This window comes from uncultured Rothia sp., assembly GCF_963555405.1.
Lineage (GTDB): Bacteria > Actinomycetota > Actinomycetes > Actinomycetales > Micrococcaceae > Rothia.
Genome location: NZ_CAUVVO010000003.1, coordinates 217,220 through 230,757 on the forward strand (window position 1 = coordinate 217,220; position 13,538 = coordinate 230,757).

Genomic DNA, 13,538 nt, shown 5'->3' on the forward strand with positions numbered 1-13,538 from the left:
ATTCATTGGAGTAGCGTTAAGCACATGGGAGCGACAATCCAGCCGCACCCATCACCATCCGGCGCTAGCGATGCGAATGCCGGCAGGACAGTTCACAACCGGCCCAAACCATGTCGTTTGGACCTCTGTCAACACCGTGACAGACCCATGGACGCGAACCGTACCGGCAAGCACACACCGCTGTGAGCGCCACAACCACGCTAAGGAGCTCCATCCCATGAAGGCAGCACGCTTCTACGACCGCCACGACATCCGCATTGAAGACATCCCCGCACCCGAAGCCGCTGCGGGCGAGGTTCTGGTCAAGGTCGCCTGGTGCGGTATTTGCGGTACCGACCTGCACGAATACCTCGACGGCCCCATCTTCTGCCCCCAGCACGGTCACCCCCACCCCATTTCTGGTGAGGACTCCCCCGTCACCCTCGGTCACGAATTCTCCGGTGTTGTTGAGGCACTGGGCGAAGGCGTAGACGACCTGCAGGTTGGCGACCACGTTGTTGTTGAGCCCTACATCATTCGTGATGACGTCTACACCGGCCCCGACTCCAAGGACTACCACCTGTCCAAGGACATGAACTTCATCGGCCTGGCAGGTCGCGGTGGCGGTCTGTCCGAGAAGGTTGCCGTCAAGCGCCGCTGGGTTCACAAGATCCCCAACACCATTCCCCTGGACGAGGCTGCACTGATTGAGCCCCTGAGCGTTGGCTACCACGCTGTTGAGCGTGCAGGCGAGTTCGAAGAGGGCGCATTCGCACTGGTGACCGGTGCTGGCCCCATCGGTCTGCTGACCTCCGCAGTTCTGAAGGCTAAGGGTGCTAAGGTCATCATCTCCGAGCTGTCCCCGCTGCGCCGCCAGAAGGCTCTGGACTCCGGTGTTGCTGACTACGCTTTCTCCCCCGCAGAGACTGACGTTCTGGCTGAGATTCACAAGCTGACCGACGGCCGCGGCGCTGACATCGCATTCGAGTGCACCTCCGTTCAGCCCGCACTGGACCTGATTCTGGATGCCCTCAAGCCCACCGGTAAGGTCGTCATCGTCTCCATTTGGGGCAAGCCCGCTTCCCTGGACGTTCAGAAGGTTGTGCTCAAGGAGCTCGATATCCGCGGCACCATCGCATACGTGAACTCCCACCCGGAGACCATTAAGCTCGTTGAGTCCGGCAAGATTGACCTGAAGCCCTTCATCACCGGCAAGATCGCTGTGGAAGACCTGATTGACAAGGGCTTCGACACCCTGATTCACCACAACGAGACCGCTGTGAAGATTCTGGTCACCACCGACCCGGAGCGTCTGGCTGAGTAATTCAGTTTCAGCTGATGTAGCTGCTCTTCTAGCTTCCTTAGCGTAGCTAGTGTGGGGTGAGGTTCCTATCAAGGAGCCTCACCCCACTACTTTTTTGTGTGCTTTTTACTGGGCATACAAAACCGGGCATACAAAAATCCCCGGTTCCGAAGAACCGGGGATTATCTGTGCGCGAGGGGGGACTTGAACCCCCACCCTCTAATACGAGGACTAGCACCTCAAGCTAGCGCGTCTGCCTATTCCGCCACCCGCGCAGGTGACTTTCGAACGTTTTCCTTTCGGCGCCGTTCGAAGCAACACGTAATACTATACGGGCTTTCTGGACACTCCGCAAATCGAAAGAGTATGTTCTGTGTCACATATTGAGTATCGTTTATCCCAAACCATGCCGTTACCCCTCACTTCTCAACTAATATGACGAGCACGCCCGTTCAACTGCCATATTTCCGGTCATACCGACTAGAATAAAGAGCATGAATAATGAGAACCTCTCCCGCGAAGAAGCCGCAGAACGTTCGGCTCTCATCAGTGTCGACACCTACGACGTGCATGTCGACCTGACCAACGCCAAGGACCCCGAATTCGAGTCCTACCCCACCGTCACCACCGTCCGATTCTCCTGCAACACCCCCGGTGCAGAAACCTTCATCGACTACATCCACCACAGCGTCGACTCCGTTAAGCTCAACGGCACCGAGCTGAACCTGGCAGATGTCGTCAACGGCGCACGCATCACCCTGCCCAACCTGCAGGCAGAAAACGTGCTCACCATCCACGGTCGCTCCTACTACTCCCGCTCCGGCGAAGGTATGCACCGCTACTTCGACCCCTCCGACGGTCGCGTCTACCTGTACACCCAGTACGAGCCCTCCGACTGCCGCCGAGTCTTCCCGAACTTCGAGCAGCCCGACCTGAAGGCAGTCTTCAACTTCCGCATCACCGCACCCAAGGACTGGGTTGTCAGCTCCAACGGCGTACTCGAATCCCAGGTAACTGACCCCACCGACGACTCCATCACCAAGCGAGTCTTCTCCCCCACCGCAAAGATCTCCACCTACATCACCGCAATCGTTGCCGGCGAATACTTCACCGCAACCACCACCTACAAGCCCAAGAGCAAGGTCAACAGCGGTGACATTCCCCTGGTCGTCTACTGCCGCCAGTCCCTCAAGCCGCACTTCGACTACGACCACATCTTCAAGGTCACCGAAAACGGCCTGGACTTCTTCCAGGACCTCTTCGACTACCCCTACCCGTACCCCAAGTACGAGCAGGCATTCGTACCCGAATACAACATCGGCGCAATGGAGAACCCCGGCCTGGTCACCTTCACCGAAGACTACATCTTCGTCTCCGGCGCAACCGAGGACGACCTCGAAGGCCGCACCAACACCATCTGCCACGAAATGGCACACATGTGGTTCGGCGACCTCGTCACCATGAAGTGGTGGGACGACCTGTGGCTCAAGGAATCCTTCGCAGACTTCATGGGCACCCTCGGCGCTAAGGAAGCCAACAACTTCAACGACGCATGGGTCACCTTCGCGAACAACCGCAAGGCATGGGCATACATGCAGGACCAGCTGCCCACCACCCACCCCATCGTCGCTGACATCCCCCACCTGGAAGCAGCATCGCAGAACTTCGACGGCATCACCTACGCAAAGGGCGCATCCGTGCTCAAGCAGCTGGTAGCCTACGTCGGCTTCGACACCTTCATCGAAGCAGCACGCGTGTACTTCAAGCGCTTCGAGTGGGGCAACACCTCCCTGAACGACTTCCTGCAGGTACTCAACGAGGTCTCCGGCCGCGACATGCAGGCATGGGCTAACGCATGGCTGCAGACCTCCGGCGTGTCCGCACTGGGCACCAAGCGCGTCTACGGCGAAGACGGCCAGCTCACCGATCTGATTCTCACCCAGGAACTGCCCGCACAGCAGCCCGCAGGTCTGGGCCGCCCGCACGTGGCAAAGCTGGAAACCTTCGCGCTGACCGACGGCAAGCTCGTCTCCACCGGCCTGCTCTCCCTCGAGTACCCGGCAGAGCCTGTCTCCGAGTACCGCGTAGAGCTCACCGACGAGCAGAAGAAGCTCGTTGGCGAAGCAGACCTGCTCATGCTCAACGCAGAGGACCACACCTACGCCAAGGTTGCCCTGACCGACGAAGACGGCCTGCAGGCAGCTATCGAAGGTGTCTCCACCCTCGAGTCCGCACTCTCCCGCGGCCTCATCTGGGGCTCCCTCTGGGAGAACGTGCGCGATGTACGCCTGCCCGTCACCACCTACGTCGACGCAGTCGTCCGCAACGTCTCCAAGGAGCCGAGCGCATCCCTGCTGGGCACCATGGTCAACAACGCACAGGTCGCTATCGCAACCTTCTCCGCACCCACCGGCCGCGAGCGCCTCTACGACGCTCTCTATGACGCATTCGCAGCCGCACTGGCACAGGCTAAGCCCGGCTCCGATGAGCAGCTGATCCTGCTGCGCGGCCTGATTTCGGTCTCTACCAACGCGACCAAGGGTGAAGAGCTCTGCCGTGACATTGCCCGCGGTGCGTTCGAAGACACCACCGGCGATATTGCTGACGCAACCGGCATTCCTTACGACCAGAACCTGGGTTGGAGTGCGCTGGGTGCGCTCGCAAGCCGTGACCTGGTGACCGTTGAGGATCTGGACCGTGCGGCTAAGTACAGCCCCTCCTCGATTTCTTCGAATGGTTACGCATACGCGATTGCTGCCCTGCCCTCTGCTGAGCGTAAGGCTGCCGCATACAAGACCATCATGGAAGACGAGTCGCTGTCGAACGACGCCCTGGCTTCGACCATTAACGGTTTTGCTCGCGGTCCGGTTGAGCTGCGTGAGTCCTACTACGACTCCTACTTTGAGGCTCTGCTGCCTCTGTGGGCGTCCCGTTCGATTGGTATGGCAACCCGCATTGTGCGTGGCCTGTACCCGAAGGCTCCGTACAACACCGGCTCCACCGAGGGTCTGGGTGTTGAGGGCAACCCCTCCGTGGCGCTGGCTCAGCGTTGGCTGGAGGCGAACCCCGACGCTCCGTCGGCTCTGCGCCGTCTGGTTCTGGAGGCTCAGGATCACGGCCGCCGTTCGATTGTGGCTCAGAAGTTCAACGCTTCCCTGCTGGGCTAAGCTGCACGGTTTGAGCAGCTGAGGCGGGGTGTGGACCGGTGCCTAGACTAGGTTCCGCTCTCCCCCGCCAGGTTCTCAATCCGCTGTGAGAGACTGCCGTTCGGCACGCTCCCGGTAACGGGACGCGCCGGGCGGTGGTCTTTTTCTGCCTTATTTTCACGTTCTAGAGTGATTTGCGGGCCGCCTAATTTTTTCTCTCCCGCATTGACGTGGGTGCTCATTGCGGGTGAGGTTTCACCGAGCCAGCAGAGTATGTGCATCGGGTGCTAAAAGACGGATAAATGTCACCTCTTTTTGTGGGCTGTCCGCTCTGAAAGCATGAGAGAATAGACTAGGTATCCGCTCGCTTAGACATATCAGAAGGAGTTTTCAGTGGTCGATTACGCACTCGGTGACCGCGGTAGCGTTGACATTGTCACCGATGATTACTACGAAGCAGAAACCCTCCAAATTTTTGAGGAACTGCACATCGACCGTGAACGTATCTGGTACGGTGAAGCGCGCCTCGTTCCCGAACCGGATAACCCCTACGAACCCAATAGCATTGCCGTCTACATTGACGAGTTCAAGGTGGGCCGCATGAGCGTGGAGGACTCCGCCGCGTACTGGGATTCCATTACCCGCGTGGTTGCCTCCGGTTATGAGCCGATTGCGCACCTGCAGCTTTCTGCTGTTGCTGTGCGCGCAGAAGGCGGCGGCATGCACGTGAAGAGCACCGGCGTGCTCTCGCTGTCCGCACCCGGCTCGCTCTTCCCCCTCAATGACGCACCGACCCGCGCGACCCTGCTCCCCCAGGGCCCGTCCATGAAGGTGCTGGATGAGAAGGAGCACTCCGAATACCTGCACAGCATCCTGCCGCCCAGCGGTGAGGGTCGCGTGATCCTGACCCTGGAAGCAAACCAGCTAAAGACCTCCGACGGCCGCGTGGTTGACAGCGTGGAGGTGCGCCACGACCGCAAGCTCGTCGGTCGCCTGAGCACCCAGATGTCTGAGCAGCTCGCGCCCGTGATTCGTTACGCATTCGAGAACGACCGCCTCACCAGCGCATGGGGTACGATTCGCGGTAATACCCTTGAGCTGTCCCTGACCGTTCAGGCTGCACGCCCCGCCGACATTCCGCAGGAATGGTACGAGACTCTGCCCAACAACGTTCCGGCGCTTCTGCCCGTTGGTGAAGACTACGAGGTGCCCCCGGCATTCGTGCCCACCGAAGGTGAACGCCACTACCTGGAGTCTTCCGCACAACAGGCTCCGAAGAAGCGTCGCGGTTTCATGAGCTCCCTGACCGGTGGCTCCTCCGCACCCGAGCCGACCCGCAACGAACCCGCCGCAGAGAAGCCGGTTATCGAGTACAGCATTGAGGAAGAGGAATACTACGAGCCCTCTGAGCGTGAGCGTCTTCTGAACCTGATTAAGGGTGCCGGTCTTGCCGTTCTGGTCGCCGGCCTGATTTCAATGCTGTGGACCCCGATGCTCGGCATGCTCATCGCGATTCTGGGCGGCGCTGTTGCGGCAGTTGCCTTCTACTTTGGTCGTCAGCCCTACTACGATGACTACGAAGCCTACGACGAGTACGAGGAAGAATACGAAGAGACCGACGAAGAAGCTGAAGAAACCGATTCGAAGGCATAAACTCCTTCCCAACAGGACGTAAAAATACGGAAGGGGCGGCTACCCCACCATCACGGTGAGGTAGCCGCCCCCTTTGTGCGCCTCGTGTGCCCTCCAGTCTGAGCCTCTTTATCCTGCACCCCTCCCTCTATCCTGAGCGCCGTGAGCTACGCGTGGAGAGCCGATTAAAACCAGCGGGGGTGAAAGCTCAATCAAGCTTTCACCCCCGCAAGGAGCTATATCTTAGTCCTGACCGTAAGTCGCCATGAACTGATCCATGCTGTCATGCTGCAAAGCATAGGACAGGTTAGCGTTCGCAGCCTGGTTCACGATAACAATTGACTGACCGTCGTAAGACCAACCCGGGCCCGCGTTCGGCAGGGTGGTCATACGCATCGTGGTGTCACCACTGGTCAGCACCGGAGCCGCAATCTGAGCAATCTGTGCCGCATCCAGACCGGAGTCCACACGCATGTAACCAGCGATGGACTCAACAGCAGACTGGAACGAACCCACACTGCTCAGCGCACCCTTAGCCTTCATCGTGCTGTACAGACCGCGCAGGAACGCACGCTGGTTACGAACACGCTGGTAGTCACCGTCAGCAAACTGGTAGCGAGCACGCACGAACGCAAGTGCCGCGCCGCCGTCCATGTGCTGCATACCCTGCTTAAAGGACCAAGCGTTGATGTCGAAGTTGAAGGGAACCTGAACGTCCACGCCACCAACAGAGTTCACCAGAGCCTTGAAACCCTCGAACTCAATCTCAGCCACGTGGTCGATCTTGACGCCCACCAAGTTCTCGATGGTAGCAACCTGCAGGGAAACACCGCCATAGTTCAGTGCTGCGTTCACCTTAGCCGTACCATATCCGGGAATATCAACCCAGGTATCTCGCATAATCGAGATGATGTACACGCCCTTGCCGTCAGCCGGGATGTGCATGAGCATAATGGTGTCTGCACGGGAACCGCTCACCAGAGCTGCATCAGCGCCGGTACGAGTATCGCTACCGAGCAGCAGGATATTCTTGCCGGGGCCCTTGATAACGCCGTAATTATAGCCGTTATCCAGGATACCGTCGCCGTCCTTATCGTGCTCGCTGGCGTTCGCTGCAAGAGCCGCGGCAGCATCGGAGCCGTTAGCGTTAGTGCCGTTCTTGCCAGTATCCGAGTTAGTCACGGTCGGAGCCTTCAGCTCCGTCACGTTGAGCTTCTTAGCCTCGCCAAGCTGCTCCTTAATTTTGCTGAGGTCTTCATCCACCTTAGTGATGGAGTCGAACTTCTCGGTCTTGCTATCCCAGGTGTGGCCAGCACGCCAGATGAAGAAACCAATACCGAGAGTAATAACCAGCAGAAGAATCAGCAGGATCAGCAGAATACGCTTGACCCATTTCTTCTTCTGCGACGGTTCAGAGTGAGCGTCGCTCATTAAGTTGTCCTTTGTTTGAGGTGGTGATACGCGAGGTGCGCGGCGCATCCAGCGAAGTCTCTAGAGTGCAGAGAGCCGGAAAATAACCCGCCGATGTGGGGCGGTGCTGGAGGGCACAGAAAATGCACAGCTCGCAAAATACTTTCCCATTGTAACGCCGTCAGCGAGTCTACGCACCAGTGAACGAAAGGTTTTACATTACAACTTTCCTCACGTTCGCGCGAGCTATTCTGCGATGATTTGCAGAACGCACAATGCCCCGCCTCCCTGAAAACCAAGGAGAACGGGGCATTGATTTCGCTAAAAAGCAAAACCTGGAAAGAAGATTTACTTCTTGCCGAAGTTGCCGAAGCGTGCGTTGAAGCGCTCGACGCGACCTGCGGAGTCCATGATGCGCTGCTTACCGGTGTAGAACGGGTGCGACTCGGACGAGATTTCAACCTCGACGATCGGGTACTCGTTGCCGTCTTCCCACTTCTCGGTCTTGTCCGAGGTCATGGTGGAACGGGTCAGGAAGACCTTGCCGGATGCGAGGTCGCGGAACAGAACCAGGTTGTAGTCCGGGTGGATTTCTGCCTTCATTGATTACCTTCTTCTGCTACTGGATTTTGCCAGTAGCCCTTATATAGATGGAGTAGGTTTTTCGATGTGCAGCTATCGAGAAAATCTCAGAGCGCATCACCATTGTGCCCGCATAGGGCGCGCACAACCCATTAAGGGTACCACCTTCACGGATTAAATCCCAGTACGTTCCCTCGCAGGCGCCAACCCGCACACCGCAAGGGCACCCCCAGAAGGCACTCACGCGGGTTAAGAATCAGGTGAGAACTCAGGTTATGAACGCGGGCGGGTCTCCCAGAACGCCACGGCACTCGCCGCCGCAACATTCAAAGAATCCACGCCGTGCGACATCGGAATCATCACCGTATCGTCACACGCAGCCAGGGTGCGGGGCGACAGTCCGTGCCCCTCCGTGCCCAGAATCAGCGCAAGCTTCTCATCCCGGCGGGCAGACAGCTCCTCCAGGGTCAGCGAGTCCTCTTCCAGTGCGAGCGCTGCGCTCTTAAAGCCCAGCTCGTGCAGGGCCTGCAGGTCTGCAGGCCACGACTCTAGGCGAGCCCACGGCACCTGAAAAACGGTACCCATCGACACGCGAATCGAGCGGCGATACAGCGGATCAGCGCACCGCGGAGTCACCAGTACAGCATCCACGTTCAGCGCGGCAGCCGAACGGAAAATAGCTCCCACATTCGTGTGGTCCACAATATCTTCCAGGATTGCCACGCGAGAGGCACCCTGCAGCAACTGCTCCAGAAGCTGCGGCGCAGGACGAGCCATCGCCGCCAACGCACCACGATGCAGATGAAAACCGGTCACCTGCTCCAGCTGCTCCTCACTACCCACATACGCGGGAGTGTCAGGATGGGCGCGCAAAACATCCGCCAAATCATCAGCCCACTTCTCACTCATCAGGAAAGAAACGGGCTGATGACCGGCAGCGAGCGCACGACGAATCACTTTGGAAGACTCCGCAATGTAAATACCCCACTGCGATTCCATGGCGCTACGGAGCTTCACATCGGTCAGCTGCGTGTAGTAGCGCAAAGCCTGCTCGGGTGCCTGCGCCAGAGCAGTGACCGACTCGATGGCGTAGACACGCTCGGCACGCTCAGCGATCTGTTCGGCGCTCAGCTGCTTCGGGGCACGGCTCATGCGCGCTTGAACGCGGAGTAACGACCCGCGGAGGTGACGGTCAGAGCCAGGTCCATGTCGTAGGTTGCTGCGAGGTTCGCCTCGGTAATGGTGGACAGGATCGGGCCGGCGGCGACCACGCCACCGTCACGGACCAGCAGGGCGTGGGTGAAGCCCGCCGGGATTTCCTCGAGGTGGTGGGTGATGAGCACGGTAGCCGGTGCGTAGGGGTCGGCGGCAAGTGCGGTCAGACGCTCGACCAGGTCCTCACGGCCGGAGATGTCCATGCCTGCGCCGGGCTCGTCCAGCAGCAGCAGTTCGGGGTCGGTCATGAGGGCGCGGGCAATCAGTGCACGCTTACGCTCGCCGTCGGAGAGGGAGCCGAAGGTGCGGTCAGCGAGGGTGTCGACACCCCATTCAGCCAGCAGCTCGGTGGCGCGCTCGTCGTCCATGACGTCGTATTCTTCCTTCCAGCGGCCGGACACAGCGTACGCTGCGGTCACGACAACGTCGGAAACCTTCTCGTTGGCGGGAATCTGGTTTGCCGAAGCACCGGAGGACAGACCAATGCGCGGGCGCAGGTCGAACACGTCAACAGCGCCGAGGGTCTCGTCAAGGATTTCAACCTCGCCGCTGGTCGGGTGCAGGCGGGCTGCCGCAACCGACAGCAGAGTGGACTTACCGGCGCCGTTGGGGCCCAGAACAACCCAGCGTTCACCTTCGTTCACAGTCCAGGAAACGTCGTTGAGAATCTTGCGGCCGCCGCGAATCACGGAGACATTCTGAAGGTTGAGTACGGTGCTCATGGTTCTTCTTCCAGTGAGTTAGATGGATGGGATGCGCCCCCACCCCGCAACCCGTGCCGGGTTATCGGAGCGGTTGGCGCATAGTGCGCGGGTACCCCACATTGGGTTCCTCGCGCGAAGCCTTATGGGCTATAGGTGCCGCCGCGTCAGGGGCGGCGCGCCTGATCAAATGTACCTTGTCAGAGGGGCGGGCGCATCCGCAACGGCACCTATAGCAGCTGAAGTTATTAGTCGATGAAGCCGCGTGCGCCACCGACCAGCTCAACGTGGCCGGTCTCAACGTCTGCGGTGACCATCTTCGCGATTTCCTGCGCGAACTCGTTGACGGTGTAGAGCTTGCCGGCGGTCTCGCGGCGCTGCTCAATAGCGCCGGGGTGCAGGCGGTTCAGCAGGGTTGCGGTGACGGTGCCTTCAATCATGTCAGCGGACACGACGACCAGGGAGATACCCTTCTCGGAAAGTGCGGGAATCTCGGCAATCAGTGCGTCTTCGCCTGCGCGCTTGGACTCTGCGACGGGCTTGTACTCGTCCATGGTCTCAACCTCGCGGATGAAGTGCGCCTGGTGGCTGGTCACGAACACGATGCGTGCGCCTTCGGGCATCTTTTCTGCAGCCAGGCGTGCCAGGTTCAGCTGTGCGTCACGGTTCAGGCGCATTGCGTAGTCTTCGCCCATGCCGGTTTCCATGCCACCCGAAGCGTTCAGAATCAGGTAGTCCAGGGAACCGAAGGTCTCCACGGCGGTGTTGACGAGGTTCTGCAGGTCATCATTGTTGGTCACGTCAGCCTGCACTGCAATTGCCTTGCCGCCAGCCTCTTCAATAGCCTTGACGATCTTGTTCGCGCGCGGTGCCTTGGAGCGGTAGTTCACCACAATGTTCGCGCCCTCAGCGGCGAGAATCTGTGCGGTGTCTGCGCCAACGCCGCGGGAGGAGCCGGTAATGATGATGGTCTTGCCGGTCAGCTGTGCCATAGTTTTATGTCCTTAAAGTCTAGAAAGGGTGCGCCCACGTTCGGGCGCTTCGTGCAGTCCGTACGGGGTGGGGTTAGTGACCCATGCCCAGGCCGCCATCAACGGGGATGACAGCGCCAGAAATGTAGCTAGCCTCATCGGATGCGAGCCAGCGAATCACGCGAGCGACCTCTTCCGCCTCCGCGAAACGACCAGCGGGGATGGACGCCAGGTAGTTCTTCTTGGTTTCCTCGGGCAGAACCTCGGTCATTGCGGTGTTAATGAAGCCCGGTGCCACCACGTTAGCGGTGATGTTACGGCCGCCCAGCTCACGGGTGATGGAGCGTGCCATACCGACCAGTGCAGCCTTAGATGCGGAGTAGTTGACCTGGCCGGGGGAACCGTACAGACCCACCACGGAGGAAACCAGGATGATGCGGCCGCGCTTGAGCTTCAGCATGCCCTTGATGGCGCGCTGAACCACACGGAAAGAACCGGTGAGGTTGGTGTCGACCACGTCGGTGAAGTCGGATTCCTTCATGCGCATCAGCAGCATGTCGCGGGTGATACCTGCGTTGGCGACCAGCACCTCCACGGGGCCGAACTCTGCTTCAATTTCCTTGAATGCTTCGTTAATGCTGTCGGCATCGCGTACATCTGCCTTGACGGCGAAAAATTCTTCGGGGGCTTCACCGCTACGGTAGGTGATGCAGACGTTGTGTCCTGCTGCCTGGAATTCCTTGGCAATTTCGTAGCCGATGCCTCGGTTGCCGCCGGTGACCAGCACGGTCTTGGGAGTGTTCTCGCTCATGAGCTTCCTTGATGAGTCGACCCCTCACGATCAGAGCCGATGCAGCGGCTACGCGGTTGGGGTGTGGACGGATGGACAGACAAACCCTATTTTACCGCGTTTTAGCGCAAAGGTGCCGCAGGCTACACTCCACTCTTGAACACTGAACACCCGCTCCCCTTCTTTTGCATGCCTCATCGGGCGCGTACACTAGCTGAAGCGGAACAGCCCGCACCCCTTTTCTGCCCGGTCGCGCGGGCACGGAATAACACCGCACGTCGAGGCGCAATAGTAAGGATAAGAAGACATGGATCTGCTCGGTTCACTTTCTCAGGATGCACAGCCCGAGTACGCCAAGTGCTCCCGCAAGGGCTGCCAGCAGGCGGCAGAATTTCAGTTGCTCTGGAACAACCCGAAGGTGCACACCCCCGAGCGCCGCAAGATCTGGTTGGCGTGCTCCGAGCACGTTGGTTGGCTGGAGAATTACCTGCGCGAGCGTGAGTTCTGGAAGCAGACTCTGCCCTTTAAGGGGTAGTGCCACTTGAGAGGTGATGCCGGTTGAGGTGGCTCTGGTTGAGGGATAACCCCGCTTATCGAAAGTAATTTCGATATATGCTATATTTGTTCTAATTAGTTCGAGTGAACATCCCGACACCCAGGCAACCACACTCGCAGGGCAATCACACTCGCTGAGCAATCGCATTCAAGGAGGCACCTCCCCATGATGGGCTATTCGCACACCGTCAGCGCCGCAGCTGGCTGGCTAGTGCTCGTCGAGACGGGAGTGGTGCAGGTTCCCGATACCCCCACCCTCATCGTGACCACCCTGGCGTGCGCCGGTGCGGGCATGCTGCCGGATATTGACCACCACAACGGCAGTATCGCCAACTCCATTCCGCCCATTTCACGCTGGGTAGCACGCATTGTCGGGGCAGTCAGCGGCGGGCACCGCAAGGGAACGCACTCCATTTTGGGTCTGGTAGCTTTCTGGGCAATTGCCTATTTCAGCGCCAACCTGAGCTACAACGGAATACCCTGGGCTTCGCTACTTCTTGCCGCATTCTCGGGCGGTCTGGCATTGCGCGTGCTCGGCGCACCGGGTGGATGGATCGGTGCCGTCGCCCTCGGGTACGCCGCCTACACGACTGATTCGCTGGCACTGCTCCCCTGGGCTATTTCGGTCGGCGCGACCATTCACCTGATTGGCGACCTGCTGACAACCCGCGGACTGCTGCCCCTCTACCCCATCGTCATCAAGCCCCTGGTGGCGTCCCCCCTATGGAAAAAGAGCGGCTACATGGCACTGCCGATTCTGGGTGATGCTGGCAGCGTACGTGAGAAGGCACTCGTTCTAGCACTGACCGGGTACGTCGCCTGGTACGCGGCAGCCATGATGGGCTTTACCGAATACCCTCTGCAAATGTTCGGACTGGGTATTCATGCCGCATAACGTGCCGCATAACTAAATTCTCACTGAGGACAGCAAAGCGCCCCGTCACTTCCCTACGGAAGCAGCGGGGCGCTTTTCTAATCCTTATCCCGACCTATCGGGGTGAGAGATTAAGCGTCCTGGATGGGCCAGAAGACGTCAACCTCAACGTTCTCTTCACCGGAGGTGGGGTACTTCTCGAACTCAGTGTTGTGCATTGGTAGTTCTCCTTCGTGAGCGGGCGGGAATCTCTTCTCCCCCGCGTTAGCTCACCATCGGTAGTGAGCCCTAATGTTTCGCATTTGCGTCCTCGCAATGGCGGGAACAGTTATAAGTCTACGCCCCACGCATGTTGTGTTTCTACCATTTTTCCCACAATG

11 protein-coding genes and 1 tRNA gene are annotated in these 13,538 nt (G+C 59.1%); 5 read left to right on the top strand and 7 right to left on the bottom strand.

All coding sequences use genetic code 11. The features are described from left to right. Positions 1-217: 217 nt before the first annotated feature. Positions 218-1,303 (top strand): 2,3-butanediol dehydrogenase, encoded by a 1,086-nt coding sequence (locus tag RWL87_RS03690; RefSeq protein WP_313968958.1) that lies wholly within the window; start codon positions 218-220, stop codon positions 1,301-1,303. Positions 1,304-1,471: 168 nt separating this feature from the next. Here RWL87_RS03690 and RWL87_RS03695 read toward each other — a convergent pair. After that, positions 1,472-1,557 (bottom strand) — tRNA-Leu (locus RWL87_RS03695). 219 nt (positions 1,558-1,776) lie between these two features. Between RWL87_RS03695 and pepN the strand changes: the two genes are divergently transcribed. Together pepN and RWL87_RS03705 are read left to right on the top strand one after the other, a co-directional pair. Continuing rightward, a complete protein-coding gene (pepN, locus tag RWL87_RS03700; protein ID WP_313968959.1) occupies positions 1,777-4,449 on the top strand; it encodes an aminopeptidase N in 2,673 nt (890 codons plus the stop codon). Positions 4,450-4,821: 372 nt separating this feature from the next. Next, complete coding sequence (locus RWL87_RS03705; RefSeq protein WP_313968960.1) at positions 4,822-6,081, top strand: hypothetical protein; 1,260 nt, start codon at positions 4,822-4,824, stop codon at positions 6,079-6,081. A gap of 222 nt (positions 6,082-6,303) precedes the next feature. Here RWL87_RS03705 and RWL87_RS03710 read toward each other — a convergent pair whose 3' ends face one another. The 6 genes from RWL87_RS03710 to RWL87_RS03735 all read right to left on the bottom strand — a co-directional run bounded on the left by RWL87_RS03710 (position 6,304) and on the right by RWL87_RS03735 (position 11,750). Further along, the gene (locus tag RWL87_RS03710) at positions 6,304-7,491 is read right to left on the bottom strand and encodes an LCP family protein (RefSeq protein ID WP_313968961.1); all 1,188 of its coding nucleotides are present in this window, start codon (positions 7,489-7,491) and stop codon (positions 6,304-6,306) included. Between the two features lie 327 nt (positions 7,492-7,818). Then, complete coding sequence (locus tag RWL87_RS03715; protein ID WP_005506069.1) at positions 7,819-8,073, bottom strand: type B 50S ribosomal protein L31; 255 nt, start codon at positions 8,071-8,073, stop codon at positions 7,819-7,821. 252 nt (positions 8,074-8,325) lie between these two features. Next, the gene (locus RWL87_RS03720) at positions 8,326-9,204 is read right to left on the bottom strand and encodes an RNA methyltransferase (RefSeq protein WP_070629680.1); all 879 of its coding nucleotides are present in this window, start codon (positions 9,202-9,204) and stop codon (positions 8,326-8,328) included. Beyond that, a complete protein-coding gene (locus tag RWL87_RS03725) occupies positions 9,201-9,989 on the bottom strand; it encodes an ABC transporter ATP-binding protein (RefSeq protein ID WP_049327170.1) in 789 nt (262 codons plus the stop codon). Before RWL87_RS03725 ends, RWL87_RS03720 begins: the two co-directional genes overlap by 4 nt. Positions 9,990-10,216: 227 nt before the next feature. Beyond that, on the bottom strand, positions 10,217-10,960 hold the full coding sequence (locus RWL87_RS03730) for an SDR family oxidoreductase (protein ID WP_049356976.1): 744 nt from the start codon (positions 10,958-10,960) through the stop codon (positions 10,217-10,219). A 73-nt stretch (positions 10,961-11,033) separates the two neighbouring features. Further along, positions 11,034-11,750, bottom strand: coding sequence for a beta-ketoacyl-ACP reductase (locus RWL87_RS03735; RefSeq protein WP_005509097.1), 717 nt, complete (start codon positions 11,748-11,750; stop codon positions 11,034-11,036). A gap of 286 nt (positions 11,751-12,036) precedes the next feature. Here RWL87_RS03735 and RWL87_RS03740 point away from each other — a divergent pair, with 286 nt between their 5' ends. Then, the gene (locus tag RWL87_RS03740) at positions 12,037-12,264 is read left to right on the top strand and encodes a hypothetical protein (RefSeq protein WP_049354629.1); all 228 of its coding nucleotides are present in this window, start codon (positions 12,037-12,039) and stop codon (positions 12,262-12,264) included. A gap of 186 nt (positions 12,265-12,450) precedes the next feature. After that, positions 12,451-13,179, top strand: a complete 729-nt coding sequence (locus tag RWL87_RS03745) for a metal-dependent hydrolase (protein WP_049354628.1) — start codon at positions 12,451-12,453, stop codon at positions 13,177-13,179. Positions 13,180-13,538: the final 359 nt, after the last annotated feature.